The sequence below is a fragment of the Lysobacter yangpyeongensis genome (genome assembly GCF_042655745.1).
In the GTDB taxonomy this organism is placed as follows: domain Bacteria; phylum Pseudomonadota; class Gammaproteobacteria; order Xanthomonadales; family Xanthomonadaceae; genus Agrilutibacter; species Agrilutibacter yangpyeongensis.
The window spans coordinates 129280-153944 of the sequence record NZ_JBHSNM010000006.1; the positions used below are offsets into that span (position 1 = coordinate 129280).

The following is a 24665-nucleotide window of genomic DNA, read 5'->3' on the forward strand; positions in this document are numbered from 1 at the left end:
GCCCTCACTCCGGGAGCAGCAGCCGCTCGGGAAACGCGTACAGGTTCAGCGCCTCGCCGCGCGCGAAGGCGGCCAGGGTGATGCCGGCGGCCTGCGCGGTGCGGATGGCGAGGTCGGTGGGCGCGGAAATCGCGATCACGATGCCGATGCCCGCCATCGCCGCCTTGTGCACGATTTCGTACGAGGCGCGCGAGGTGATGACCAGGAAACCGTGCGCGGGATCGATGTCCGCGTGTCGCATCGCCCCGATCAGCTTGTCCAGCGCGTTGTGGCGGCCGACATCCTCGCGCACCAGCAGGCCGTCCGCGTGCGCGAAGCCGGCCGCGTGCACGCCGCCGCTGCGGGCGTTCAACGGTTGCTGCGCGGCCAGTGCCGCGAGCGCCGCCTGGATCCGGGTCAGCGACACCGGCGCGGGTTCGGCCACGCGCGGCACCGGCCGCAGGGCGTCCTGCAGGGATTCCACGCCGCACAGGCCACAGCCGCTGCGGCCTTCGAGCGTGCGCCGGCGCAAGGCGTCGTGCCGCACCTGCGGAATTGCCGCGTGCAGGGCGATGCCGGAGTCGCTGTGCACGATGTCGACGAGGCGGAATTCGTCCGCCGCCGCGACCACGCCCTCGCTCAGTGCGAAACCGAGCGCGAAGTCCTCCAGGTCGCAGGGCGTGGCCATCATCACCGCGAACGGATCGCCGTTGCACAGCAGCGCGACCGGCGCTTCGACCACGACCGCGTCCTCGTGCGCCACGCGCGACACCGCCTGCACGCGCAGCGCGTGCACCGTCGCGAGCGCGTCACTCATGGCGTCGCGCACAGGCGTCGGCCTTTGTCGGTGAGCCACAGCGTGATGCGCTCGGCGTGTGAGCGTTGCTCGACCAGATCGAGGCCGTCGAAACGGGGATCCGCGCCGAGCGCGGTGAGCAGGCGCTGCAGTTCGCTCAGGCTGAGCTGCAGGCGCCTGGCGACGCGGTGGAGCGACTGTCCGTCTTCCTGCGACAGCAGACGCAACAGGGCGAGGGCCGTCTCGTCGTTCACGCGGGCGCCACGGCGGAGCGGCGCAGGCGCACCGGGATCGATTTCGACGCCGGCGTGCGCGCGCGTTCGGCGTAGCTGTCCAGCGGCACCAGCGGGTTGGTCTCGGGGAAATACGCGGCGAGGCAACCGGCGGGAATGTCGTACTCGACCAGGCGGAAGCCGCGCGCCTCGCGCTCCTGCACGCCGGCGCCGTCGCGCCACACCGAGACGAGATCGACCTGCTCGCCGTCGGCGAAACCAAACCGCTGCAGATCCGCGCGCGAGATGAAGCACACCCGGCGCAGGCCGTGCACGCCGCGGTAGCGGTCGTCGAGGCCGTACACCGTGGTGTTGTACTGGTCGTGCGAGCGCACCGTCATCAGGGTGAGCAGGTCCTGGTCCCACGCCGTCGCGCCCAGCAGCGGATGGGTCAGGAAATGCGCGCGGCCGTCGTGCGTGGGAAACGCGCGCTCGCGGTTGGGATGGTGCAGGTGGAAGCCGCCGGCGGTGCGCACGCGGGCGTTGAAGTCCTCGAAGCCGTCGATCACGCGCGCGATGCGTTCGCGGATGCGGTCGTAGTCGGCGACCAGTTCCAGCCACGGCGTGCGGCTGCGCGGCAGCGTCGCCGCGGCCAGGCGCGCGACGATCGCCGGTTCCGACAGCAGCTGTTCCGACGCCGGCGGATTCATGCCCGCCGACAGGTGCACCATGCTCATCGAATCCTCCACCGTCACCGCCTGCGGCCCGCCGGCCTGCAGGTCGATCTCGGTGCGGCCCAGGCACGGCAGGATCAGCGCGTCGCGGCCGTGCACCAGGTGCGAGCGGTTGAGCTTGGTGCTCACGTGCACGGTGAGCGCGCAGTTGCGCAGCGCCGCCTGGGTGAGCGCGGTGTCGGGTGTGGCGGTGGCGAAATTGCCGCCGAGGGCGAAGAACACCTGGCCGCGGCCGTCGCGCATCGCCGCGATCGCATCGAGCGTGTCGAAGCCGTGCGCGCGCGGCGGCGCAAAATCGAATTCCACGCCGAGCCTGTCGAGGAACGCGTCCGACGGCTTCTCGTAGATCCCCATCGTGCGGTCGCCCTGCACGTTGGAATGGCCGCGCACCGGGCACGGTCCCGCACCGGGCTTGCCGACATTGCCGCGCAACAGCAGCAGGTTGGCCAGCATCTGGATCGTGGCGACGCTGCGGTGGTGCTGGGTGATGCCCATGCCCCAGCAGACGATCGTCGCCGCGCTGTCGATGTAGAGCTGCGCGGCCTGCTCGAGCTCGTTGTGGGTCAGGCCCGATTCGCGTTCGAGGTCCGGCCACTCCAGCGCGCGCAGGCTGTCCGCGAACAGGTCATAGCCCCGCGTGTGCGCTGCGATGAACTCGTGATCGATCGCGTCGCGCTCGACCACCACCTTCGCCATCGCCATCGCCACCGCAAGATCGCCGCCGATGCGCGGCTGGAAATACGCCGAGGCGATGCGCGCGCCCGCGCCGCCCGGGCGCATGTCCAGCGGCGACTTCGGATCGGCGAAGCGTTCCAGCCCGCGTTCGCGCAGCGGATTGAACGCCACGATGCGGCAGCCGCGCTTCGCCGCCTCGCGCAGTTCGCCGAGCATGCGCGGATGATTGGTGCCGGGGTTCTGGCCGAAGATGAAGATCGCCTGCGCGTGCTCGAAGTCGTCCAGCAGCACCGAACCCTTGCCGCTGCCGAGTTGCTCGGTCAGCGCCACGCCCGAGGGCTCGTGGCACATGTTCGAGCAGTCGGGGAGGTTGTTGGTGCCGAACTCGCGCACGAACAGCTGGTACAGGAACGCGGCCTCGTTCGAGGTGCGGCCGGAGGTGTAGAAGATCGCCTCGTCGGGCGAAGCCAGCGCATTCAGCGCGTTCGCGATGGTGGCGAAGGCCGCGTCCCACGCGATCGGTACGTAGCGGTCGCGGGCCGCGTCGTAGCGCATCGGCTCGGTGAGCCGGCCCTGCGCTTCCAGCGCGTGGTCGTCCCAGGCGAGCAGTTCGGCCACCGTGTGCGCGGCGAAGAAGTCGCGGGTGACGCGCTTGCCGGTGGCCTCGTTGGCGACGGCCTTCACGCCGTTCTCGCAGAACTCGAAGGTCGAATGCGCGTTGCGGTCGGGCCAGGCACAGCCGGGGCAATCGAAGCCGCTGGGCTGGTTGGTGCGCAGCAGGGTGCCTGCGCCCTTCATCACAACCTGCTGTTCGCGCAGCGCGTGCCAGGAACTCTTCAGCGCGTCCCAGCCGCCGGCAGGCTTGAGGTAGACGTCGATGGGTTTGCGCTGGGACATCGGCGGGCGCGTGAACGATTCACCCGGATTCTAGCGCCGCCGTACGCGACCGCGTCTGGCACGCGTTCATCGCGCGCGACGTTCATGCGGCTCGCACGCGGGCTCGCGGATGCTTCGCCGATGCCTGCACTCCACGAACTCCGCATGACGCCGTACCGCAACCGCAGCGGCAGCTCCGGCGTCGCCGCCTACGCCCTGCTCGACGACGGCATCGTCGTGCGCTTCAGCGACGGCGCGATCTACCGCTACGGCCACACCCATCCGGGGCGGCACCACGTGGGCAAGATGAAATCGCTGGCGATGGCCGGGCAGGGCCTGGGCGCCTACATCCGCCGCTACGTGCGCGACAAGTACGAGTCGCGCGAGCACTGACGCGCGGCGGCCGGCGTCAATCCAGCACCCGGCAGAACACCGCCTTGAGGTAGCGCGACTCCGGCACCTGGGCGAGGAACGGATGGTCGGCGCCGGCGCCGGCGACCTTCAGCACCTGCACGGTGCGGCCGGCGTAGAACGCGGCGCGGCGCAGCATGTCGAGGAACTGCTCCTCGCTCACCAGTCCGGTGCAGGAGAACGTCGCGAACAGACCGCCCGGCTTCACCACGCCGAGCGCGAGCTTGTTCATGTCGAGGTACTTCTTCAGCGCGCTGATCACCTGCTCGCGATCGCGCGTCATCTTCGCCGGATCGAGGATGACCATGTCGTACAGGTCACCGCGCTGGCCGGCGTCGCGCAGCCACGGGAAGATGTCGGCCTGCACGAAGCGCGGCCGCACGTTGTTCAACTTCGCGTTGCCCTTGGCGATCTCGATCACCGCCTCGTCGATGTCGATGCCGGTCACCTCGCTCGCACCGCGCACCGCCGCATACACCGCGAAGCCGCCGGTGTTGCAGCACAGGTCGAGCACGCGCTTGCCCTGCGCCTGCTGGCTCAGCCACTGGCGGTTCTCGCGCTGGTCGGCGAAGAAGCCGGTCTTGTGCGCGCCGGCAGGATCGGCGCGGAACTTCACCCCGTACTCGGTGATCACCGCCGGTTGCGCGGGTTCGGAGCCGCGGAAGTCGAACGACTCCTGCTTCTGTACGTGCTCGTCGGCCGAGGTGTGGAAGCGGCAACCGGGAAAATGCCGGCGCAGCGCGTCGTAGATCCATTCGCGGTAGCGGAAGGCGCCGGCGCTGAAGAACTCCACGACGAGCAGGTCGTCGTAACGGTCGACGACCAGGCCGCTGATGCCGTCGCCCTCGCTGTGCACCACGCGCCAGGCGTTGCTGGTCTCGTCGAGGCGGAGGATGTCGCGGCGCAGCTGCACCGCCTCGCCGATCTTGCGCGCGAACCACGCGGCGTCGACGGCGACGTCGGGATCGCGCTCGAGCATGCGCAGGGCGATGCGCGAGTGGCCGTTGTAGAAGCCGCGCCCGATCCACGCCCCGTCGACTCCAACCACATCGACGATCTGGCCGGACTTCGGCCGCTGCGCGGGCTTGTCGACGAGGCGCTGGAAGATCCAGGGATGGGTGGAGTTCCAGGCGTTCTTGAGGCGGACGAGCGGGTTTTCGGGAGCGTTCATCCCGGCATTTTACGCGCGCGGCTTCTGCTGCCGCGGCGGTGGGGCCGGTGTTCCCTACTCCCCGCATCCGCGGGGAGTAGGTGGCGCGCAGCGCCGGATGAGGGGCGCTCTTCCCCATGCCGCGGGACAAATCATCCCGATCCGCCGCCCTTGCATCGCCGCGCGGCAGCCGCCACACCAGCCCCATGCACCTGCCCAACCCCGAATTCCCCGCCGACTCGCCGGGCCAGCGCGCGCACGACCGGCGCCGGCTGCTGCGCGCCTTCAACCTGAGCTTCGCCTTCGTGCTGGCGCTGGGCGCGGTGTTCATCGCCCAACCGGCCTTCGACGTCGCCGCCTGGAGCGTGCAACCCCACGCCTGGACCGGCCTGGCCGGCGTGCTCACCGCACCGCTGCTGCACGGCTCGCCGGAGCATTTCGCGGCAAATGCGATCTCACTGCTGCTGCTGGGCACGCTCGCCGGCGCGGTGTACCCGCGGGCGACGCTGCGGGCGCTGCCGCTGCTGTGGCTGGGTTCCGGCCTGGGCGCCTGGTGGCTGGGCGACGCCGGCTCGCACCACCTCGGCGCGAGCGGCCTGACCCACGGGCTGATGTTCCTGGTCTTGACCCTCGGCCTGCTGCGTCGCGACCGGCCCTCGGTGGCGGCGGCGATGATCGCCTTCTTCCTCTACGGCGGGATGCTGCTCACCGTGCTGCCGCGCGAGGCCGGCGTTTCCTGGCAGGCGCACCTGGGCGGCGCGGCGGCCGGCGTGGTCGCGGCCTGGCTGTTCCGGCGCAGCGATCCGCTGCCGCCGCGGCGCAAGTACAGCTGGGAGCTGGAAGAGGAACTCGCAGCCGCGCAGGGCCGCGATGCCGAGCTCGAGCCCGCGCCCCCGGCCGAGGTCCCGGTGCTGTGGCAGCGGCCGGCGCCGGCCGACGAACGCGGCGTGGTGCTGCCGTTCCGCCGCCCCGGCGAGTGACCGGGTTGGCGTTTTAACGCAAATTTGACAAACGGGACACGAGCCGGCACCGTGTCGGCCGCCCGGGAACGGGCATCCACACTTTTTTACGGACAGATACGAATGAAGAAGACCCTGATCCTTTCCTCCGCGCTCGCACTGGCTTCCCTGTCGGGCACCGCCCTGGCCGCCGATGGCGCCCACGGTTTCGTGCGTGCCGAAGTCGGCAACGCCAACATCGAGATCGACAACGCCGACGGCGACGACACGGCCTACTCGGTGCGCGGCGGCTACTTCTTCAATGCCAACATCGGCGTGGAAGGCTTCTACAGCAACTTCGGCGAAGACGAGGAAGACGGCGTCTCCGGCAAGATCACCGGCTACGGTCTGGGCGTGGTCGCCAAGAAGAACTTCGGCGCCAACAACAGCGGCTTCTACGTCGACGGCCGCGCCGGCGTGGTCCGCACCAAGACCGAAGTCTCGGTCACCGGCCTGGGCAGCGCCGACGACAGCTCGACCAAGCCGTACGTCGGCGTGGGCGTGGGCTACGACTTCTCCGACGCCTTCGGCCTGAGCCTGAACTACGGCTACGTCCGCGCCGATGCCTTCGGCGAAGACGTCAACGTGCAGACGCTGACCCTCGGCGGCGAATTCCGCTTCTGATCGTCCGCGGTATCGCTTCCGGAAAACGGCCGCCCTGTGCGGCCGTTTTCTTTTGCCTCACCCGCGCGGCAGCGGCAGCCCGCGGAAGGCCTTCACCGTGCGCAGCACGAAGCTCGAATTCACGTCCGCCACGCCGGCCTGGTTGAGCAGGCGGTCGAGCAGGAAGCGCGAGAAGTGGTCGAGGTCGCGCACCGCGACCTGCAGCAGGTAGTCCATGTCGCCGGTGAGGGCGTGGCAGGCGACGACTTCGTCCCACTGGTTGACGAAGCCGGCGAAGGCGTCGATCGAGGCGGCATCGTGCTGGCGCAGCTGTACGCGCACGAAGGCTTGCAGGCCCAGGCCCAGGCGCTCGGGATCGACCTCGGCGCGGTAGCCGCGGATCACCCCCTCGCGCTCCAGCCGCTGCATCCGGCGCAGGCAGGCCGAGGCGGACAGGTGCACGCGCTCGGCCAGCTCGGCATTGGTCTGGCGGCCGTTGCGCTGGAGTTCGGCCAGCAGCAGCAGGTCGATGCGGTCGAGTTCGACGGCGGTCATGGGCGGCTTCCTGCAAGAATTGCGTTATTCGCGCAAGAATCATGCGTCTGCCGGCCGTAGGCGCGCAACAACGCAAGCCCATTGCGCGCCGACCCCGCTATTTTCCGTAAGAGTGCCCCTCGGGCGCGACCGCCTTCTCCAAACGTCAATCGCGCCCATGGGGCGCTCCCACGCCGTGAACACCACTCCCAAGCGCGTCGAACACCAGCTCACCGACAAGGGCTACGTCCCGGTCTACACCACCGCCGTGGTCGAGCAGCCCTGGGCCAGCTACAGCGCCACCGACCACGAGGTCTGGGCGACGCTGTTCGCACGCCAGCAGCAGATCCTGGTGGGGCGCGCGTCGGACGAATTCCTGCGCCAGCAGCGCGCGATGGGCATGACGCCCGACCGCATCCCGAAGTTCGACGACCTCAACGCCGTATTGCGCAAGGCCACCGGCTGGGAACTGGTCGGCGTCGAAGGCCTGCTGCCCGAACTCACCTTCTTCGACCACCTCGCCAACCGCCGCTTCCCGGTGACCTGGTGGATCCGCAAGCCCGAGCAGCTCGATTACCTCTCCGAGCCCGACCTGTTCCACGACCTGTTCGGCCACGTGCCGCTGCTGATGAACCCGGTCTTCGCCGACTACATGGCCGCCTATGGCCGCGGCGGCGTCAAGGCGCACGGCATCGGGCCCGACGCGCTGGTGAATCTCACCCGCCTGTACTGGTACACGGTGGAATTCGGGCTGATCAAGCAGGACGACGGGCTGCGCATCTACGGCAGCGGCATCGTGTCCTCGAAAGGCGAAAGCATCCATTGCCTGGAAAGCGCCGCGCCCAACCGCATCGGCTTCGACCTCGAGCGGATCATGCGCACGCGCTACCGCATCGACACCTACCAGAAGACCTACTTCGTCATCGACAGCTACGAGCAGCTGATGGAAGCGACGACGCCTGACTTCACCCCGATCTACGCGAAGCTCGCGCAGCAGGAGTCGATCCCGGCCGGCACCGTGCTCGACACCGACACGGTCTATAACCGCGGCACCGGCGAAGGCTGGTTGAACGACGGCGACGTGTAAGCGCACGCACCACGCGCCCGGCCGCGTGGTGTGAGTCGACGCCACCGCGACACGCCCGCTACGGCTTCACCGCCGCGGCTGTGCGCGGGCGCAGGGCGAGGCCGAATCGGCACTTCCGCACACCGGTGCCCTCTTTCGCGACGGGCTCACCGCACCGTCGCTAGTCTGGCGGCATGGCCGCGACTGCCGCGAACGCCGTCCAGGTCGACATCGCGCTGGGTGCGCTGCAGCTGCGCGGGGTGTACGCGCGCCCGGCCGGTGCGCGCGGCGCGGTGCTGTTCGCGCACGGTTCCGGCAGCGGGCGGCTGAGCCCGCGCAACCACTTCGTGGCGCGGGTGCTGCAGGACGCCGGCTTCGCCACCTTGCTGTTCGACCTGCTCACCGACGAGGAGCAGTGGCGCGAGCGCGAGACGCGTCACCTGCGCTTCGACATCGCCCTGCTCGGCGCGCGCCTGCTGGCGACGACGCGCTGGCTGCATGCGCGCGCGGATGCCGCATCGCTGCCGGTCGGTTATTTCGGCGCCAGCACCGGCGCCGCGGCGGCGCTGGTCGCGGCCGCGGAGGTCGCCAGCAGTTTCGACGCGGGCGGGCCGCGCGTGTTCGCGGTGGTCTCCCGCGGCGGACGCCCGGACCTCGCCGACGGCGCGCTGGAACTGGTGTGCGCGCCGACCCTGCTGGTGGTGGGCAGCGAGGACCACGAGGTGCTCGAACTCAACCGCCGTGCGCTCGCGCGACTGCTGTGCGAGAAAGCGCTGGCGCTGGTGCCGGGCGCGAGCCACCTGTTCGAGGAACCCGGCACGCTCGCGCAGGCGGCGCAGCTGGCCGCGGACTGGTTCGCGCGCCACGTCGACGCGGCGGGCGGCGCGCGATGAGCTTCCGCGACCGCCGCCACGCCGGCCGGCAACTCGCGGCGGCCCTGCCCGGCTACGCCGGTCGCGACGACGTCGTGGTGCTGGCGCTGCCGCGCGGCGGCGTGCCGGTGGCCTTCGAGGTCGCGCGGGCGCTGCAGGCGCCGCTCGACATCTTCCTGGTGCGCAAGCTCGGCGCACCCGGTCAGGAGGAACTCGCGGTCGGCGCGATCGCCAGCGGCGGCGTGCGCGTGCTCAACCCCGCGATCGTGCGCGCGTTGCAGCTCGACGCGGCGCATATCGACGCGATCGCCGCGCGCGAACAGCGCGAACTGGAGCGGCGCGAGCAGGCCTACCGCGAAGGCCGCCCGGCCTTGCCGCTGGCCGGCCGCATCGTGGTCGCGGTGCCGGTGGGCGCGTACGAGGCGTGCGCGCTGCTGCGGCGCGAGGCCGACGAGGTCGTGTGCGTGCAGACGCCCGAGCCGTTCGGCGGCGTGGGCCTGTGGTACGACGACTTCCACCAGACCTCGGACGACGAGGTGCGCACGCTGCTGCTCGCCGGTGGCGAAGCGGAGGCGGACGCAACTCCCGACGGCGCGACGACGACCGTGCCCGTCGGGCCGCTGCGGGCGGCGGCGCTGCCGCTGCGCGGACCGGGCGATTTCGATGCGTTGCTCGCGCGCATCGGCGACGCGCCGCTGGTGCTGCTCGGCGAGGCCTCGCACGGCACCGACGAGTTCTACCGCCTGCGCGCCGACATCACCCGCCGCCTGATCACCGAGCGCGGCTTCACCGCCGTCGCCGCCGAGGCCGACTGGCCCGATGCCTACCGGGTCAACCGCTACGTGCGCGGCGCAGCGGCGCTCGACGACGGCGCGGACGCGGACGCCGATGCGCCCTGTCCGGCTTCCTGCGCTTTCCCACCTGGATGTGGCGCAACACCGTGGTGCGCGATTTCGTCGCCTGGCTGCACGACCACAACGCCGCCCTTGCGGACGCGCAGCGCGTGGGCTTCTACGGGCTGGACCTGTACAGCCTGCACGGCTCGATCGAGGCGGTGCTCGACTACCTGGATCGCACCGATCCGGCCGCGGCGGCGCGCGCGCGTTACCGCTACGCCTGCTTCGAGCACTTCGGCGAGGACGTGCAGGCCTACGGCTACGCGGCCAGCTTCGACCTGTCGCACAGCTGCGAGGACGAAGTCGTGGCGCAACTGCTGGAACTGCGCCGCCGCGCCGCCGCCGTGGACGGCCGCGGCGACGAGGAGATGTTCTTCGCCGAACAGAACGCGCGTCTGGTGCGCAACGCCGAGGCCTATTACCGCAGCATGTTCCGCGGCCGCGTGTCCTCGTGGAATCTGCGCGACACGCACATGATGGAAACGCTGCAGGCGCTGCTCGACCGCGGCGCACGCGGCGGAGGCCCGGCGAAACTCGTGGTGTGGGCGCACAACTCGCACCTGGGCGATGCGCGCGCGACCGAGATGGGCGAGCGCGGCGAGCTCAACCTCGGCCAGCTGGTGCGCGAGCGGCATCCGGCGCAGGCCGTGCTGGTGGGCTTCAGCACCTGCACCGGCACGGTGACCGCGGCGTCCGACTGGGACGCCCCCGCGCAGCGCCAGACCGTGCGACCCGCCCTGCCCGACAGCTACGAAGCGCTGCTGCACGACGTGGACCTGCCGCGCTTCCAGCTCGATCTGGGCGACGCGCGCGTGCGCGATCAGCTCGCTGCGCCGCGGCTGCAGCGCGCGATCGGCGTGGTCTACCGGCCGCAGACGGAACGCCTGAGCCACTACTTCCGCTGCCGCCTGCCGCAGCAGTTCGACTGGCTGTTGCACGTGGACGAAACACGCGCATTGACCCCGCTCGAGCGCGGCGCGCACTGGCACCTCGACGAGCCGCCCGAAACCTGGCCCAGCGGCCTGTGAGCACGCGCGTCAGCGCGCGCTGAGCGACGGCGTTGCGCTGGTGGCGGCGCGCGTGGTCGCCGCTGCCGCGGTGCGCGGCTGCCAGCGCCGGTCCAACACGAACTTGGCCACCACCGCCACCAGCAGCGGACCGAACCACGCGGCGTAATGCAGCGCGGTGCCATCGATGCCGGGCAGCAGGCGCGGCAGGCCGATGCCGAGGAAGGCGATGTGGGTGGCGATGCCGTTGCCGAGCATCGCGCTGTAGTGCTCGACCAGCCACCAGCGCGGCCGCGCCGCGAGTCGTTCGGGGCGGCGGCGCTTGCGCAGCATGAGGCCGCCGGTGACCAGGCCGATCACCGAGAAGCCGCTCAGCAGCGGCGCGTCCACGCGCAGGCCCAGCACCAGCACGCCGGCGCCACCGAGCAACGACAGCCACGCCAGCGCGGCGTACACGGGGCCGGTGTAGCGCACGACATCGTGCTTGTCGCGGATCGCCCGCCACGCGCTCCACAGGCCGGTCGCGGTGATCACCAGCAGGTAGGCGAGGAACGCCGCGATCACCGGACGCCCGCGCACCAGCCAGGCGTACGCGGCCATCGGCACGCCGGTGGCGAGAATCCCGCTCATCGCGAGCAGGAACAGCTGGCCGGCGCGACGGTGCAGTGCGCTGCCCTTGCGCAGCAGTGCGGCGCTCCAGAACGAGGCGAGGGCGATCACGCCGATACCGGCGTGGCAGGCGACGAGCAGCGGATAGGCGGTCATGGCGGCACTCCCGATGAAGTGCGGCCAGCTTCGGCGGGTGGCGTGGACCGGCGCAGTGCCCGCGGTCATCTCCGGTGGGTGCTGGAAGTCACTTCCTGCACCGGCGGCATTGCGGCCGCGCCCGCGCCCGTCGCAGCATGTCCGGCATGCCACGCACCTCTTCCCTGCTGTCCCGCCGGAGCGGCCTGCCGCTGCGCGAACGCCTGCGCACGCTGCTGCATCCGTTCAACCTCGCGGGCCTGTTCACCTGGGGCGCGGTCGCGCTGTCGATGCGCTGGATGCACGCCGCCTCGCTGCCCGCGGCGTGGACGCTGCTGGTCGTCTACCTCGTCGCCCTGCTCGCCACCGACCTGCTGCGCGAGGACTACCCGCGCACCGCCAACGCGCTGCTGTGGCTGGAAGCGGCGACGGCGCTGCTGCTGGTCTGGCTCGATCCCTCGATCGGCACCGCGCAGGTGCTGCTCGTGGTGTGGACCGCGCAGATCGCCGCGGCGTGGGCGCCGCGCCGCGCCCTGCTCGCGGTGCTGCTGGCCGATGCGGTGGTCTACGCGATCCTCGCCGCCGCCGGGCAGCGTTCGCCGCTGCTGATCGTGGCGATGTACGCCGGCTTCCAGGCCTTCGCCGCGTTGTGCGCGTTCTACGCGGTCGCCGCCGAACGCGCGCGCGACCAGCTGGTGCGCGTCAACGCCGACCTGCTCGCGACCCGCGCGCTGCTCGCCGATTCGGCGCGCGATGCCGAGCGCCTGCGCGTCGCGCGCGAGCTGCACGACGTCGCCGGGCACAAGCTCACCGCACTCACGCTCAACCTGCGCGCGCTGGCGGCTGATCCCGCGTTCGTCCATCGCCACGAGCTGAAAATCGCGCAGCAGATGGGCACCGAACTGCTCGGCGACATCCGCAGCGTGGTGCAGGCACTGCGCGATGCCAGCGGACTCGACCTCGGCACCGCCTTGCGCGCGCTCGCCGCGCCGCTGCCGCGCCCCGCGCTGCAGCTGGCCATCGCCGACGACGTGCAGATCCGCGATCCCGCGGTGGCCGAGGCGGTGCTGCGGCTGGTGCAGGAAGCGCTGACCAACAGCGCGCGCCACGCCGATGCCGACACGGTGCGGGTCGCGCTCGCGCGCGAGGGACGTCGCCTGAACGTCCGCGTCGAGGACGACGGCTACGTGCGCGGCCAGATCCGCGAAGGCAACGGCCTGTCCGGCATGCGCGAGCGCCTGGCCGCCGCCGGTGGCACGCTGGCGCTGTCGACCACCGCGCGTGGCGCGCTGCGCATCGACGCGAGCCTGCCGCTGTGATTTTCCTTCCCCATCGTCCGCGTCCTGCATGACCACACCCCTGCGCATCGCCCTCGCCGACGACCAGGCCCTCGTGCGCGCCGGCCTGCGCGCGCTGCTGGAACGCGAGGGCATCGCCATCGCTTTCGAAGCCGATGACGGCGAGCAGCTGCTTGCGCAACTGGAGCGCGAGTCCGTCGACGTGGTGCTCAGCGATATCCGCATGCCGCGCGTGGACGGCATCGAGGCCCTGCAGCGCCTGCGCGGACGCGGCGATGCGACGCCGGTGCTGCTGCTGACCACGTTCGACGAGAGCGACCTGCTGCTGCGCGCGACCGAAGCCGGCGCGCAGGGCTTCCTGCTCAAGGACGCCGCGCCGGAAGACCTGCGCGAGGCGATCGAGCGCGTCGCGCGCGGCGACACGCTGCTGCAGCCGGTCAGCACGGAAACGGTGCGCGCGCGCTACCAGTTCCACGCGCAGGACGCGCCGAAGGAGCGCTTCAGCGAGCGCGAAGTGGCGATCCTGCGCCTGCTCGCCGGCGGCTATTCCAACAAGGAGATCGCGCGCTCGCTGTTCCTCGCCGAAGGCACGGTGAAGAACTACGTGTCGGTGATCCTGGAGAAACTCGACACCCGCGACCGCACGCGCGCGGTGCTCAAGGCGATCACGCTGCGGGTGATCTGAGCGACGGTGTCCGTAGCCCGGGCAAGGCCGCAGGCCGCACCCGGGGAATTTGGAATTTGTCGCAATGGGTCGAAAGGCCCCGGGTGCGCTGCGCTTGCCCGGGCTACGCGGCGCGCGGCTTCCACCAGCGGTCGATGCGGCCGAGCAGCTTCTTCAGGGCGCGCGAGGTGCGCCCGCGCCGGGTCTTGCGCGCGTAGGCGGCAGCATCGGTGAGCCAGGCGATCTGGATGGTCAGGCGATCGCCTTCGAACGGCAGGTGGCCGTGGAAGGAATTGTGCGTGCGGCGGAACGCGACCAGCTTGCCGTACACCGGCGCCACCTGCGGCGCGACCTGCGCGTCGATGTCGGTGACGTTGGCCAGGAAGCGCAGCGAACCGGCATCGCCGTGCGGCCAGTCGGCGTTGAGGTACACCAGCGCGGTGACGATCTTGGACTGGCTGTCGGTGTGGATATTGCCGTGCCGGCGGTTGAGCGAGCGGCACAGCGTGACCAGCGCCGGGTACTGCGACAGCCGCTCCACGCCCAGGCGCGCGCCGATCGCGTCGGCGAACGGCGCCGCGGTCAGTTCGGTTACCAGCGCATTGAGCGCGGGGCCGCAGTCGTCGGTTTCGTGCGGGAAGAAACCGGCGCCGCGGTAGCGCGGGAAATCACCGCGCAGCGCAGTGGCGGCGGCGGGATCGAGCACGCCTTCGGCGGTGAGCAGCGGGAACGGCGCGATCGCCGCGGCCGGCAGGGATTCGGGGCGAAGCACGGAGAAAACCGGAAAGGAAGCGCGCGATTCTAGCGCGGTGAAAGCGCACCATTCGCACTCAGCCGCTCGCACGCACGCCGCTCACGCCTGCGATGCGATCCAGGCCTGCATGGCATCGAGCGCTTCGCCCATCACCTCCGCATCGCGGCGGCCGGAACGCGCCGGCACGTGCAGGGAATGGTCGGCGTCGGCGATCGCCAGCAGCGTCGCGCGCGGTCCGAGCCGGGCGACCAGCGGCCGCAGCCACGCGGGATCGGCCAGTTCGTCGCGCGTGCCCTGCAGGAACAGCATCGGCACGGCGACCTCGGCCAGGTGCGCGGCGCGCTCGTCCGACGGCTTGCCGGCCGGGTGCAGCGGGAAACCGAAGAACACCAGTCCGTCCACGCCGGGCAAGGGCGCCGCGGCCTGCGCCTGCGAGGTCATGCGTCCGCCGAACGATTTGCCGCCGGCGAACAGGCGCAGGCCCGGCCATCGCCGCGCCGCTTCCGCCACCGCCGCACGCACCGCGGCGTGCGCGACACGCGGCACGTCCGGACGGCGCGAACCGCGCTCCATGTACGGGAACTGGTAGCGCAGCGTGGCGATGCCGCGCGCGGCCAGACCCTGCGCGACCGCGTCCATGAACGCGTGCCGCATCCCCGCGCCGGCGCCGTGCGCGAACACGTACGCCGCGTGCGCCTGCGGCGGCGCCAGCAGCAAGCCCGAGACCGACTGTTCCCCGTCGATGGCGATGGTGAGCGGCTGCGCGGCCATCAGTCCGCTTCCGCCGTCGCACCGCTCGCCCGCAGCAGCGCCTGCGCATAGCCCGGTGCGGTCGGTTCGTGCATGAAGTACGCGTACACATCGCCCCACCCCGTCGCCGCGATGCGCTGCGCCCACTGCGCGAAGTCCGCCTCGCCGTACTCCTCCAGGCGCAGGCGCAGATAACCCCAGTCGGTCGTCTCCACCAGCGGCGGCGGTGCGTCGTCTTCACGCTCGGACAGACACAGTGCGGCGCCGGCGTCTTCGAGCACCGCGTACACCGCATCGTCGAACCAGCTGGCGTGGCGGAACTCGAACGCGGCGCGATGGCCTTCGGGCAGGAGCTGCAGGAATTCGCCCAGCCGCATCACGTCCTTCTTCAGGAACGGCGGCAGCTGGAACAGCACCGGCCCGCGCCGGTCGCCGAGCGTGTCCAGCGTCTTGTAGAGCCAGGCAACCGCATCGGCCGCGGTGTCCGCCTTCAGCCGCGCCTCGTGGGTGATCCGCCGCGGCGCCTTGATCGCGAAGCGGAAGCCCGCCGGCACCACCTCCGTCCAGTGCGCGAGCACCGACGCCCGGGGCATCTGGTAGAAGGTATTGTTGATCTCGACCGTGGGCAGGCGCTGCGCATAGAACGCGAGCATGTCCTCGGGCTTGATCCTGTCGGGATAGAAGCTGCCCTTCCATTCCTTGAAGGCGTAGCCGCTCGCTCCCGCCCACACGCGTCGTGCTGTCATGTTCGGCTCCAGCAGGCGAAAAGCGCAGTCGCGTTTTTCGCGGGTGACTACCGGATGGCAAAGCTCAGCGAATACTCGGCCAAGCGTCGCTTCGAGGCTACTCCCGAGCCGGCCCCGGCGGAACCGGCGCACGCTGGCGGCCCGCTGCTGTTCGTGGTGCAGCAGCACGCGGCCACGCGCTTGCACTACGACTTCCGTATCGAATGCGATGGCGTGCTGTATTCGTGGGCGGTGCCCAAGGGCCCCTCGCCGAATCCCGCCGACAAGCGCATGGCGGTGTTCGTCGAGAACCATCCCTACGACTACGCCTCGTTCGAGGGCGTGATTCCGCCCAGGCAATACGGTGCGGGCGAAGTGATCGTGTGGGACTGCGGCGTGTACAGCCCCGACGAGGACGGCGTGTGCTTCCACGACCGCGCGCAGGCCGAACAGCGCGTGCGCGACGGCCTCAAGGCCGGCAAGCTCAGCCTGCAACTGCGCGGCGAGAAGCTGAAGGGCTCCTACGCACTGGTGCGCACGAAGGAAGCGAAAAGCTGGCTGCTGATCAAGCACAAGGACCGCTTCGTCTCCACCGACGACATCACCGCGCAGGATCGTTCGGTGCTGTCGGGCCTGCGCGTGCGTGAGCTGAAGTTCGTGGCGCCGCCGCCGCGCGTGCCGGCGTCGCACCTGGTGCCGGCCGGCGATCCGGCGCCGATGCCGGCGAAGCTGGCGCCGATGCTCGCCGAGAGCGGCGAGGCCGCCTTCAGCCACGACGACTGGTGGTGGGAACCCAAGCTCGACGGCTACCGCGTGCTCGCCTTCGTCGACGGCGACAAGGTGCAGCTGAAGTCGCGGCGTGGACTGGAACTGGCGAAGACGTTTCCGCGCCTGGCCGACGCACTGCGCGAGCAGGCCGGCGGGGGCACGCTGGTGCTCGATGGCGAGATCGTCGCCTTCGATGCGCAGGGCAAGCCGTCGTTCAACGCGTTGCAGAACCGCTTCCAGTTGAAGTCCGCGGTCGACATCGCGAATGCGGATCGCACCGTGCCGACGCTGCTGTTCGCCTTCGACCTGCTGTACTTCGCCGGCATCGACCTGCGCGCGCGGCCCTATCGCGAACGCCGCCGCTACCTCGCGCAATGCCTGCTGCCCTCGCCGCTGGTACGGCTGGTGCACGCCGCGCCCGATGGCGAAGCGATGCAGGAAGCCGCGCTCGCCAGCGGCTTCGAAGGCGTGGTCGGCAAGCGCCTGGACAGCCGCTACGAAGCCGGCAAGCGCTCGAAGGCGTGGCTGAAGGTGAAGCCGGTGCAGAGCGCGGAATTCGTCATCGGCGGCTACACGCGCGGCAAGGGTGCGCGCGACGCGCTCGGCGCACTGCTGGTCGGCTACTGGGACGGCGACGCGTTGCGCTTCGCCTCGGGCGTCGGTTCGGGCTTCGACGACCGCACGCTCGCCGCGGTGCTCGCGCGACTGCAGCCCCTGAAGATCGAGCGCAATCCGTTTGCGGAGAAACCCGACGTGCCCGGGCCGATCACCTGGGTGCAACCCGAACTCGTCGCGGAAGTGAACTTCCACGAGTGGACCGGCGACGGCCACCTGCGCGCGCCGATCTTCGTGCGCCTGCGCGACGACATCGATCCGCGCGGCGTGCGGCGCAGCGAGAGCGCACGTCCCGCCGAATCGCCGCCGCGGCGCGGCAAGCGCACGGCCACCGCCGCGGCGCGCGCCGCCACGCCACGCACCACGGCGTCATCGCCCTCGGGCGACATCGCGTCCGTACTGGAGCAGCTGGCCAACACGCGCAAGACCCTCGAACTCGCGCTCGGCCCGCACCGGATCAGACTGAGCAACCTCGATCGCGTGTACTGGCCGGCGAGCGAGGAACTCGAATCGCCCGCGCTGACCAAGCGCGACCTGCTGGCCTACCTCGCCCAGGTCTCGCCGCTGATGCTGCCGCACCTGGCGGATCGCCCGCTGACCATGATCCGCATGCCCGACGGCATCGGCGGCCAACGCTTCTTCCAGAAGCACTGGGACCAGGCGCGTCCCGACTTCGTCGAGACCGTCACCGTGTGGTCGGGCAGCAAGGACGGGCAGCACGAGTACCTGCTGTGCAACAACCTGCCCACGCTGCTGTGGCTGGCGCAGTCGGGCACCCTGGAATTCCACGTCTGGCATTCGCGGGCGAAGCCCGCTCCGGACTGCGTGTCGCAGTCGACCGACTACGCGTCCTCGCTCGAATCGCTCGAAGCCTCGGTACTCAACTACCCCGACTACGTCGTGTTCGACATCGACCCGTACATCTACTCGGGCAAGGAAGCCAGGGGCGCCGAGCCCGAGCTCAACACCGTCGCCTTCGAGAAGGGCAAGGAGATCGCCTTCGCTCTGCGCGAGCTGCTGCAGGGCATGGGCCTGGAGCCGATCGTCAAGACCTCGGGCAAGACCGGCTTGCATGTTTTTGTCCCGATCCGGCGCATGATCGACTTCGATGCGGCCCGCCACGTGTCCGAACTGGTCAGCCGCCACCTCATGCGGCAGCGGCCCAAGGACATCACCATGGAGTGGAGCGTCCCTAAACGTAGTGGAAAAATTTTCATGGACCACAACATGAACGTGCGCGGCAAGACCTTGAACGTCGCCTACTCGCCGCGCGGCGAGCCCGCGGCCCCGGTTTCCATGCCGCTTTCCTGGGAAGAACTGGCTTCCGCGCATCCACTCGACTTCCGCATGCCCGGTGTTATAAAGCGGCTTTCACGCACGGGCGATCGCTGGAGCGATGCCCTCACACGCAAGCAGGACCTGGAGCGGGCCCTCAAGAAGTGAGCGGCGGCAGGGCCTGAACATCGGAGAGCAGTGTCATGGCTGCACGTTCGATCGCGTCACTCACCGTTTCCTTCGGCCTGGTCGCCATTCCCGTCAAGCTGTACACGGCGACCGAATCCAAGGGCGGCATCTCCTTCAACCTGCTGCACAAGAAGTGCGGCTCGCGCGTGCGCTACCAGGTGATGTGCGCGCGCGAGGAGATCCCGATCGACCGCGACGAGATCGTGAAGGGCTACGAGTTCGCCAAGGACCAGTACGTCATGTTCACGCCCGAAGAGCTCAAGGCGCTCGAGGAAGTGGGCACGCACAGCGCGGACGTCGTCGAGTTCGTGCCGATCTCGGCGATCGATCCGGTGTACTTCGACAAGGCCTACTATCTCGCGCCGGACAAGGGCGGCGCCAAGCCCTACGCGCTGTTCGCCAAGGCGCTGCGCGAATCCGGGCGCTGCGCGATCGGCCACTGGGCCACGCGCGGCAAGAGCTACATCGTGATGATCCGGCCGGTCGAGGACGGCCTGGTGATGCAGCAGCTGCTGTACGACACCGAAGTGCGCAAGATCGGCGACCTCGACATCCCGCGCACCGACGTCAAGCCGGCCGAGCTGAAGCTCGCGCAGCAGCTGATCGACTCGCAGAGTTCCGACAGCTTCGACCCGTCGCAGTACAAGGACGACGTCGCCCAGCGCATCGAGGCCGCGGTGCAGAAGAAGGTCGAGGGCGAGCAGATCACCCTGGCCGAGGAACCCGAGGGCGGCGCGCAGATCATCGACCTGATGGAAGCGCTGCGCGCGAGCCTGGAGAAGAAGGGCGGCTCCGCGCCGGCGCGCAAGGGCGCGGCCGCGAGCAAGGCCGCGCGCAAGCCGGCCAGGCGCGTGCAGGCGCTGGAGGCCGAGGAGGCGCCGGCGCCCAAGCGCAAGACCAGCAAGCGGGCGAAGTAGACGGAGCGTCATTGCATGCACTCCTACGGCGTGCGCGACGTCGAGAAACTGCTCCGCCTGTCGCGCAGTGCCATCCGGTCGCTGATCGCGGCCGGTTTCGTTACCCCCGAACGCGGCCCGCGCAACGCGCTGCGTTTCTCGTTCCGCGACCTGATCGTGCTGCGCACCGCGCAGACGCTGGCCGCGGCGAAGATCCCGCACCGGCGCATCCTGCGCGCGTTGCGCGAACTGCGCGCGCGCCTGCCGGAGGAAATGCCGCTGTCGGGCCTGAGCATCGGCGCCTTCGCCGACCACGTGGTGGTGCGCGACGGCGCCAGCCGCTGGCTCGCCGAATCGGGCCAGTACCTGCTCTCGTTCGAAGGCGATCCCGAACAGGGCACGCTGCGCGTGATCGAAACGCCACCGGCAGCAAGCACCACACGCGAGGACGACGACTGGCAGGCGCAGGGCGCGGCGCTGGAGCGCAGCAACGCCGAACACGCGCTGCTGGCCTACGAGCGCGCGGTCGCCGCCGATCCGACGCGCCTGGACGCGCGCATCAACCTCGGCCGCCTGCTGCACGAACTGGAGCGGCTGGACGAGGCGGAAATCGTGTACCGCGACGCCTTCGCGATCGCCCGCTCCGAACGCAACTATTCCGATCGCCGCGACGCCGCGTTGCTGCACTTCAACCTGGCGGTGCTGCTCGACGACCTGGAACGCGCGGACGAGGCCATCGCCGAATACGAGGCCGCGCTGCGCATCGATCCCGAGCTCGCCGACGCGCACTACAACCTCGCGCTGCTGTTCGAGGAACGCGGCGAGGCGAAGCAGGCGCTGCGGCACATGTCGCAGTACCGGCGGTTGACCAAGGCCTGAGCCGCGGCGGCGCGCGCTTCAGTCGAACAGGGCGCGCAGCACGCGGGCGATTTCTTCGGCCGCCAGCGGCTTGGTGAGGTGGGCGTGGAAGCCGGCCTCGCGCGTGGCGCTCAGGTCACCGGTCTGCCCGTAGCCGGTGACCGCGATCAGCGGCGGGGGCTGTGGCAGTTCCGCGCGCAGGCGCCGCGCGACCTCGAAGCCGTCGAGGTCGGGCAGGCCGAGGTCGATGATCACCGCGTCGAAGCGCGTCGCGCGGATCGCGGTCAGCGCGCTGACCGCGTCGTAGGTGGCGTAGCAGAGGTAGCCCGCATGCTCCAGCAGCATCTGCAGCGAATCGGCGGCGTCGCGGTTGTCATCGACGACCAGCACGTGGCGCGGCGTCGCCTGCGCGACGGTGCGCGGTGAGGGCAGTTCCGGCGCGGGTGCCGCGGCCGCGGGCAGGCGGATGCGGAATTCAGCGCCTTCGCCGGGCTGGCCGCTGCTCGACGCGCTCACCTCGCCGCCGTGCAGCGCCACCAGCTGCTGCACCAGGCTCAGGCCCAGGCCGAGGCCGCCGTGCGTGCGCGCCGCGTCCTGTTCGCCCTGCACGAACGGATTGAAGATGTCGGCGATCCGGTCCGGGGCGATGCCGGGACCGTTGTCGCGCACCACCACTTCGACCTGCGTATCGAGTGGTCGCAGCGTGGCGGTGATGCGGCCCTGCGGCGGCGTGAACTTCACCGCGTTGTGCAGCAGGTTGCTCAGCACCTGCACCAGGCGCACGCGATCGCCGGTCACCCATGCCGGCGCCCCGGGCGTCTCGACCTGCAGCGACTGCGCGCGCCGCCGCGCTTCGACGTCCACCGCCTCCACGGCATCGGCGAGCGCGCTGCGCAGGTCCAGCGTCTGCTGCTGCAGGCGGATCTTGCCCTTGGTGATGCGGCTGACATCGAGCAGGTCGTCGACCAGCCGCGTCAGCTGGCCCAGCTGGCGTTCGATCACGTCGCGGCAGTGCTGCAGCATCGCCGATTCGATCGGTTCCAGGCGCATGATCCCCACCGCGTTGGCGATCGGCGCCAACGGATTGCGCAGCTCGTGGCCGAGCATCGCCAGGAACGTGGTCACGCGGTGGCCTTCGTCCTCCAGCGCACGGATGCGGCGGTGCGCGGTGAGGTCGCGAGTGATCTTGGCGAAGCCGACATGGCGGCCATCGCTGTCGTACAGCGTGGTGATCACCACGCTGGCCCAGAAGCGCGAGCCGTCCTTGCGCACGCGCCAGCCTTCGTCCTCGACGCGGCCTTCGGCCAGCGCGATCTGCAACTCGCGCGCGGGCCAGTCGCGCGCCAGTGCATCGGGCGTGTAGAACCGCGAAAAGTGCCGGCCGATGATCTCGTCGGCGCGATAGCCCTTGATCAGCTCCGCGCCGGGATTCCAGCTGATCACCCGGCCCTCGGTGTCGAGCATGAAGATCGCGTAGTCGCGCACGCCTTCCACCAGCAGGCGGAAGTGCTCCTCGCTGTGGCGCAGGCGTTCTTCCTGCGCGTGGCGCACGCTGCGGTCGCGGATGATCGTGGCGTAGCCGCGCAGGCGGCCATCGGGGTGGTCGATGCGCGCGATCTGCACGTTCGCGCGAAAGCACGAGCCGTCCTTGCGCATGCGCCAGCCTTCGTCCTCGAAGCGGCCGAGCTCGCGCGCCAGGGCGAGGCCGTGTTCGGCGGCGCCGCCGGCGGCGGTCCCGGTCGGATGGAACAGCGCGAGGTGGCGGCCGATCACCTCGTCGGCGGCGTAGCCGAAGATGCCCTGCGCGCCGCGGTTCCAGCTGCGGATGGCGCCGTCCGCATCGAGCAGGCAGATGGCGTAGTCGGAAATGGAGTCCACCAGCAGCCGGAACGGAATGTCTTCGTCGGCGCAGGCTGTGCCGCAGGTGTCGGCAACGGAGCGGATCCCCGGGGTCATCCGCTAGGGAATACGCAGGAGGAGTGTGCGCGGCGTGAAGACGCCCCGCCGTGCGCCGGACGCGCCGTCAACCGACGCCGCGCGTACGCACCTGCGTCGCGGTGACGCCGTAATGCGCCTTGAAGGCGCGGCAGAACGCGCTGCGGCTGTCGAAGCCCAGTTCCGCGGTGATGTCGCTGATCGACAGCGGCGTGCGCGCTACCAGTTCCCATGCGCGCTGGTGGCGCAGCGCCGTCGCATGGTCGGTCGGCGTCTGTCCGAACACGTCGCGGTACAGGCGCACCAGATGATGCGCCGAATAGCTGGCCTGCCGCGCGAGTGCCTCCAGGCGCAGGCCCGCGTCGAAACCGTTCTGGATGCTGTGGCGCACGCGCAACAGGCGCGCCAGCGTGCGGCGCCGCGCCTGGCGGGTGCGCCCCGGGCATCGCGCGAGCAGCGCCTGCGCGGCGTCCTGGTGCGCCCAGGCTTCGGCCAGCGCGGCGTGCCCGGCGAGAGCGGCCGCGCTGTCGTCGCCATCGCGCAGGGCGTGGACCAGGCGCGCCAGCGCGCGCGCGAGCCGGTGCGCGGCGCGCGCCTGCCAGAGCACCGGCGTTTCCCCGCGCGGCGCAATGCCGGCCCACGCGTCGGTCGGCGCCACCACGCCCAGCGCCCAGCAGTTGCGTCCCGGCACCAGGCGCACCGCGCCTTCGGGCCAGACGATGGCTTCGCGCGCACCGACGGTCCAGCGGCGGTCGCCGAGCTGGCCGTGCAACGCGCCGCGCAACACCAGCCAGGTCGCGACGTGCGAAGCGGGCAGTTGCAGCGGCAACGCGCGCGCACCCAGACAGAACGCCGTGCCCGCCTGCGCGGGAACCTCGACGGAACGTTGCGCGCAGACGCGATGATCGAACAGTACCCAGCCCATGCAGCAACTCCATGCGATCCGCTGCCGATGCTAGGCAGCGTGCGCGCGCGTCGCGGGTCCATTCGCGCGGCAAAAAAAAGGACCACCCGCCGCGAGGAGGCGACGGATGATCCTTTTTGCCGGAACGCGAAACCGGCGGTCGTGCGCGTGGCAGGGAGACCAATCCCTGCCCCATGGGCACCGGAGAGAGACCGGCGGCACGACAGGCACAGCGTGCGCGCGCAGCGCGGCGCGGGTTGTGCGCGGGCGTGCGCCGTGGTTATCCGAAGCGGACAAAAAACCACGGCCCCTTGCGGGGCCGTGGTGGTGTGCGGAACCGGCGATCGATCAGAACTTCTGCGAGTAGCGCATGTAGTAGAAGCGGCCGGGCAACTCGTACTGTTCGTCGAAGCTGTTGGCGAACGCCTGCACCGAACGCGGCGGATCCTTGTCGAACGCGTTGTTCAGGCCCAGGGTGATCTTCGCGTTCCACGGGGCGTTCCAGTACACGCTCAGATCGTGGTACGTGGTGGCGCCGATGTGGTTCTCGCCGTCGAGCGGATTGATGTCATCGCCATTGGCGTCGAGCTCGACATTGGGCTCCGAGCACAGGAACGAATAGCCGTAGTCGACCATCGTCTGGCAGTTCTCGTCCTGGTCGTCGTAATAGCGCACGTTCCAGGTCGCGCCCCAGTCGCCCATTTCCCAGCGCGCCGCCAGGTTGGAGCGGATGCGCCAGCCGTCGTTGCTCTGGCTGTATTCGCCGATGGCGGTTGGTGCGGCGGAGCCTTCGCTCTTGGACGCGTAGGTGGTGTCCCAGGTGAAGCTGAACTTGCCCCACGCGGTTTCCGGCAGACGGTAACCGACCGTCATGTCGTAGCCTTCCACCTTCAGGTCGCCGAAGTTGGTCGGGCCCGAGGTCAGGTTCAGCGAGCCGCCCGGGTTGCGGGTGAACAGCGCACAGAAGTCCTGGCGGCCCTCGCGGATGCAGCCGTCCAGGATCGTCTGGCCGGTGGTGACCGTGATGGTGTCTTCCATCTCGATCTGCCACCAGTCCAGCGAGATGTCGAAGCCTTCCAGCCAGCTGGGGTTGTAGACGAAGCCCAGGGTCTTGGAAGTCGACAGTTCCGGACGCAGGTTCGGGTTGCCGCCGACGTTGATGCGGATCTGCGGGTTGCCCTGGTCGTAACCGCCGTTGGGCACGCCCTGCGCGATGCAGCGCTGCTGCGCGGCCGGATCCAGGCCCGGGAACGAGGCCAGGTTGCAGGGGTCGGCGATGGTCGGGAACGAGTCGCCCAGACCGGCGAACAGTTCGGAAATCGACGGCGCACGGAAGCCCTCGGCCCAGTTGCCACGGACCATCAGGTCGTCGATCGGCTTCCAGCGGAAACCGAACTTGCTGTTGAGCGTGTCGCCGAAGTTGCTGTAGTCCGAGTAGCGGGTCGCGACGCTGAAGTCGAGCAGGCGGGCGCCCGGCAGGT

Annotated in this window: 23 protein-coding genes and 1 pseudogene; 12 read left to right on the plus strand and 12 right to left on the minus strand. The window is 70.2% G+C overall.

The features are described from left to right. Positions 1-4: 4 nt before the first annotated feature. From fdhD to ACFPN1_RS14380, 3 genes are read right to left on the minus strand one after another with little or no spacing between them, the layout of a single operon-like run. Complete coding sequence (fdhD, locus tag ACFPN1_RS14370) at positions 5-796, minus strand: formate dehydrogenase accessory sulfurtransferase FdhD (protein ID WP_386755840.1); 792 nt, start codon at positions 794-796, stop codon at positions 5-7. Beyond that, positions 793-1029, minus strand: coding sequence for a helix-turn-helix domain-containing protein (locus ACFPN1_RS14375; protein ID WP_386755841.1), 237 nt, complete (start codon positions 1027-1029; stop codon positions 793-795). Before ACFPN1_RS14375 ends, fdhD begins: the two co-directional genes overlap by 4 nt. Continuing rightward, a complete protein-coding gene (locus ACFPN1_RS14380) occupies positions 1026-3293 on the minus strand; it encodes an FdhF/YdeP family oxidoreductase (RefSeq protein ID WP_386755842.1) in 2268 nt (755 codons plus the stop codon). The genes ACFPN1_RS14375 and ACFPN1_RS14380 overlap by 4 nt, the downstream gene beginning before the upstream one ends. Positions 3294-3413: 120 nt before the next feature. Between ACFPN1_RS14380 and ACFPN1_RS14385 the strand changes: the two genes are divergently transcribed. After that, the gene (locus ACFPN1_RS14385; RefSeq protein WP_386755843.1) at positions 3414-3665 is read left to right on the plus strand and encodes a hypothetical protein; all 252 of its coding nucleotides are present in this window, start codon (positions 3414-3416) and stop codon (positions 3663-3665) included. A gap of 16 nt (positions 3666-3681) precedes the next feature. Here ACFPN1_RS14385 and ACFPN1_RS14390 read toward each other — a convergent pair whose 3' ends face one another. Then, positions 3682-4854 (minus strand): class I SAM-dependent rRNA methyltransferase, encoded by a 1173-nt coding sequence (locus ACFPN1_RS14390; protein ID WP_386755844.1) that lies wholly within the window; start codon positions 4852-4854, stop codon positions 3682-3684. A 185-nt stretch (positions 4855-5039) separates the two neighbouring features. Here ACFPN1_RS14390 and ACFPN1_RS14395 point away from each other — a divergent pair, with 185 nt between their 5' ends. After that, positions 5040-5813 carry a rhomboid family intramembrane serine protease gene (locus ACFPN1_RS14395; RefSeq protein WP_386755845.1) on the plus strand — a complete coding sequence of 258 codons (774 nt, stop codon included), beginning with the start codon at positions 5040-5042 and terminating at the stop codon, positions 5811-5813. A gap of 102 nt (positions 5814-5915) precedes the next feature. Continuing rightward, positions 5916-6455, plus strand: coding sequence for a porin family protein (locus ACFPN1_RS14400; RefSeq protein ID WP_386755846.1), 540 nt, complete (start codon positions 5916-5918; stop codon positions 6453-6455). Between the two features lie 57 nt (positions 6456-6512). Here the strand turns inward: ACFPN1_RS14400 and ACFPN1_RS14405 are convergent, their stop codons facing one another. Further along, the gene (locus ACFPN1_RS14405; protein ID WP_386755847.1) at positions 6513-6989 is read right to left on the minus strand and encodes an Lrp/AsnC family transcriptional regulator; all 477 of its coding nucleotides are present in this window, start codon (positions 6987-6989) and stop codon (positions 6513-6515) included. A 175-nt stretch (positions 6990-7164) separates the two neighbouring features. On the opposite strand from ACFPN1_RS14405, the gene phhA reads away from it, so the two are divergent. The 4 genes and pseudogenes from phhA to ACFPN1_RS14425 all read left to right on the plus strand — a co-directional run bounded on the left by phhA (position 7165) and on the right by ACFPN1_RS14425 (position 10830). Beyond that, positions 7165-8055, plus strand: a complete 891-nt coding sequence (phhA, locus tag ACFPN1_RS14410) for a phenylalanine 4-monooxygenase (protein ID WP_386755848.1) — start codon at positions 7165-7167, stop codon at positions 8053-8055. Between the two features lie 173 nt (positions 8056-8228). Beyond that, entirely contained in the window at positions 8229-8927 is a 699-nt protein-coding gene (locus ACFPN1_RS14415; protein WP_386755849.1) for a dienelactone hydrolase family protein, read from the plus strand. After that, positions 8924-9730, plus strand: a pseudogene (locus ACFPN1_RS14420) (phosphoribosyltransferase); the annotation flags it as partial. The gene ACFPN1_RS14415 and the pseudogene ACFPN1_RS14420, both read left to right, overlap by 4 nt. A 101-nt stretch (positions 9731-9831) precedes the next feature. After that, on the plus strand, positions 9832-10830 hold the full coding sequence (locus ACFPN1_RS14425) for an erythromycin esterase family protein (RefSeq protein WP_386755850.1): 999 nt from the start codon (positions 9832-9834) through the stop codon (positions 10828-10830). A 9-nt stretch (positions 10831-10839) separates the two neighbouring features. On the opposite strand, the gene ACFPN1_RS14430 is transcribed toward ACFPN1_RS14425, so the two are convergent. Continuing rightward, a complete protein-coding gene (locus ACFPN1_RS14430) occupies positions 10840-11574 on the minus strand; it encodes a hypothetical protein (RefSeq protein ID WP_386755851.1) in 735 nt (244 codons plus the stop codon). A gap of 137 nt (positions 11575-11711) precedes the next feature. On the opposite strand from ACFPN1_RS14430, the gene ACFPN1_RS14435 reads away from it, so the two are divergent. Continuing rightward, positions 11712-12872: a sensor histidine kinase gene (locus ACFPN1_RS14435; RefSeq protein WP_386755852.1), complete on the plus strand. Its 1161-nt coding sequence runs from the start codon at positions 11712-11714 to the stop codon at positions 12870-12872. A 28-nt stretch (positions 12873-12900) separates the two neighbouring features. Further along, a complete protein-coding gene (locus ACFPN1_RS14440; RefSeq protein WP_386755853.1) occupies positions 12901-13536 on the plus strand; it encodes a response regulator in 636 nt (211 codons plus the stop codon). 103 nt (positions 13537-13639) lie between these two features. Here the strand turns inward: ACFPN1_RS14440 and ACFPN1_RS14445 are convergent, their stop codons facing one another. From ACFPN1_RS14445 to ACFPN1_RS14455, 3 genes are all read right to left on the minus strand, one after another. Continuing rightward, positions 13640-14287 (minus strand): 2OG-Fe(II) oxygenase, encoded by a 648-nt coding sequence (locus tag ACFPN1_RS14445; protein WP_386755854.1) that lies wholly within the window; start codon positions 14285-14287, stop codon positions 13640-13642. An 81-nt stretch (positions 14288-14368) separates the two neighbouring features. After that, positions 14369-15040: an alpha/beta hydrolase family protein gene (locus ACFPN1_RS14450; protein WP_386755855.1), complete on the minus strand. Its 672-nt coding sequence runs from the start codon at positions 15038-15040 to the stop codon at positions 14369-14371. After that, positions 15040-15765: a DUF72 domain-containing protein gene (locus ACFPN1_RS14455; RefSeq protein WP_386755856.1), complete on the minus strand. Its 726-nt coding sequence runs from the start codon at positions 15763-15765 to the stop codon at positions 15040-15042. The genes ACFPN1_RS14450 and ACFPN1_RS14455 overlap by 1 nt, the downstream gene beginning before the upstream one ends. Positions 15766-15819: 54 nt before the next feature. On the opposite strand from ACFPN1_RS14455, the gene ligD reads away from it, so the two are divergent. From ligD to ACFPN1_RS14470, 3 genes are read left to right on the plus strand one after another with little or no spacing between them, the layout of a single operon-like run. Then, on the plus strand, positions 15820-18570 hold the full coding sequence (gene ligD, locus ACFPN1_RS14460) for a DNA ligase D (protein ID WP_386755857.1): 2751 nt from the start codon (positions 15820-15822) through the stop codon (positions 18568-18570). 35 nt (positions 18571-18605) lie between these two features. Next, positions 18606-19508, plus strand: a complete 903-nt coding sequence (gene ku, locus ACFPN1_RS14465) for a non-homologous end joining protein Ku (protein ID WP_386755858.1) — start codon at positions 18606-18608, stop codon at positions 19506-19508. A gap of 15 nt (positions 19509-19523) precedes the next feature. Next, a complete protein-coding gene (locus ACFPN1_RS14470; protein WP_386755859.1) occupies positions 19524-20366 on the plus strand; it encodes a tetratricopeptide repeat protein in 843 nt (280 codons plus the stop codon). An 18-nt stretch (positions 20367-20384) separates the two neighbouring features. On the opposite strand, the gene ACFPN1_RS14475 is transcribed toward ACFPN1_RS14470, so the two are convergent. The 3 genes from ACFPN1_RS14475 to ACFPN1_RS14485 all read right to left on the minus strand — a co-directional run. Further along, positions 20385-22301 (minus strand): PAS domain-containing hybrid sensor histidine kinase/response regulator, encoded by a 1917-nt coding sequence (locus ACFPN1_RS14475; RefSeq protein WP_386755860.1) that lies wholly within the window; start codon positions 22299-22301, stop codon positions 20385-20387. Positions 22302-22368: 67 nt separating this feature from the next. After that, a complete protein-coding gene (locus ACFPN1_RS14480; RefSeq protein ID WP_386755861.1) occupies positions 22369-23205 on the minus strand; it encodes a helix-turn-helix transcriptional regulator in 837 nt (278 codons plus the stop codon). A 327-nt stretch (positions 23206-23532) separates the two neighbouring features. Next, a partial coding sequence (locus ACFPN1_RS14485; protein ID WP_386755862.1) for a TonB-dependent receptor domain-containing protein occupies positions 23533-24665 on the minus strand: 1133 nt, incomplete at its 5' end.

Bases quoted from the DNA above. Each gene is read 5' to 3' on its own strand.
- fdhD (WP_386755840.1), bottom strand. From the start codon at position 796: ATGAGTGACGCGCTCGCGACGGTGCACGCGCTGCGCGTGCAGGCGGTG.
- ACFPN1_RS14380 (WP_386755842.1), bottom strand. From the start codon at position 3,293: ATGTCCCAGCGCAAACCCATCGACGTCTACCTCAAGCCTGCCGGCGGC.
- ACFPN1_RS14385 (WP_386755843.1), top strand. From the start codon at position 3,414: ATGCCTGCACTCCACGAACTCCGCATGACGCCGTACCGCAACCGCAGC.
- ACFPN1_RS14390 (WP_386755844.1), bottom strand. From the start codon at position 4,854: ATGAACGCTCCCGAAAACCCGCTCGTCCGCCTCAAGAACGCCTGGAAC.
- ACFPN1_RS14395 (WP_386755845.1), top strand. From the start codon at position 5,040: ATGCACCTGCCCAACCCCGAATTCCCCGCCGACTCGCCGGGCCAGCGC.
- ACFPN1_RS14400 (WP_386755846.1), top strand. From the start codon at position 5,916: ATGAAGAAGACCCTGATCCTTTCCTCCGCGCTCGCACTGGCTTCCCTG.
- ACFPN1_RS14405 (WP_386755847.1), bottom strand. From the start codon at position 6,989: ATGACCGCCGTCGAACTCGACCGCATCGACCTGCTGCTGCTGGCCGAA.
- ACFPN1_RS14415 (WP_386755849.1), top strand. From the start codon at position 8,229: ATGGCCGCGACTGCCGCGAACGCCGTCCAGGTCGACATCGCGCTGGGT.
- ACFPN1_RS14425 (WP_386755850.1), top strand. From the start codon at position 9,832: ATGTGGCGCAACACCGTGGTGCGCGATTTCGTCGCCTGGCTGCACGAC.
- ACFPN1_RS14430 (WP_386755851.1), bottom strand. From the start codon at position 11,574: ATGACCGCCTATCCGCTGCTCGTCGCCTGCCACGCCGGTATCGGCGTG.
- ACFPN1_RS14435 (WP_386755852.1), top strand. From the start codon at position 11,712: ATGTCCGGCATGCCACGCACCTCTTCCCTGCTGTCCCGCCGGAGCGGC.
- ACFPN1_RS14440 (WP_386755853.1), top strand. From the start codon at position 12,901: ATGACCACACCCCTGCGCATCGCCCTCGCCGACGACCAGGCCCTCGTG.
- ACFPN1_RS14450 (WP_386755855.1), bottom strand. From the start codon at position 15,040: ATGGCCGCGCAGCCGCTCACCATCGCCATCGACGGGGAACAGTCGGTC.
- ACFPN1_RS14455 (WP_386755856.1), bottom strand. From the start codon at position 15,765: ATGACAGCACGACGCGTGTGGGCGGGAGCGAGCGGCTACGCCTTCAAG.
- ligD (WP_386755857.1), top strand. From the start codon at position 15,820: ATGGCAAAGCTCAGCGAATACTCGGCCAAGCGTCGCTTCGAGGCTACT.
- ku (WP_386755858.1), top strand. From the start codon at position 18,606: ATGGCTGCACGTTCGATCGCGTCACTCACCGTTTCCTTCGGCCTGGTC.
- ACFPN1_RS14470 (WP_386755859.1), top strand. From the start codon at position 19,524: ATGCACTCCTACGGCGTGCGCGACGTCGAGAAACTGCTCCGCCTGTCG.
- ACFPN1_RS14475 (WP_386755860.1), bottom strand. From the start codon at position 22,301: ATGACCCCGGGGATCCGCTCCGTTGCCGACACCTGCGGCACAGCCTGC.
- ACFPN1_RS14480 (WP_386755861.1), bottom strand. From the start codon at position 23,205: ATGGGCTGGGTACTGTTCGATCATCGCGTCTGCGCGCAACGTTCCGTC.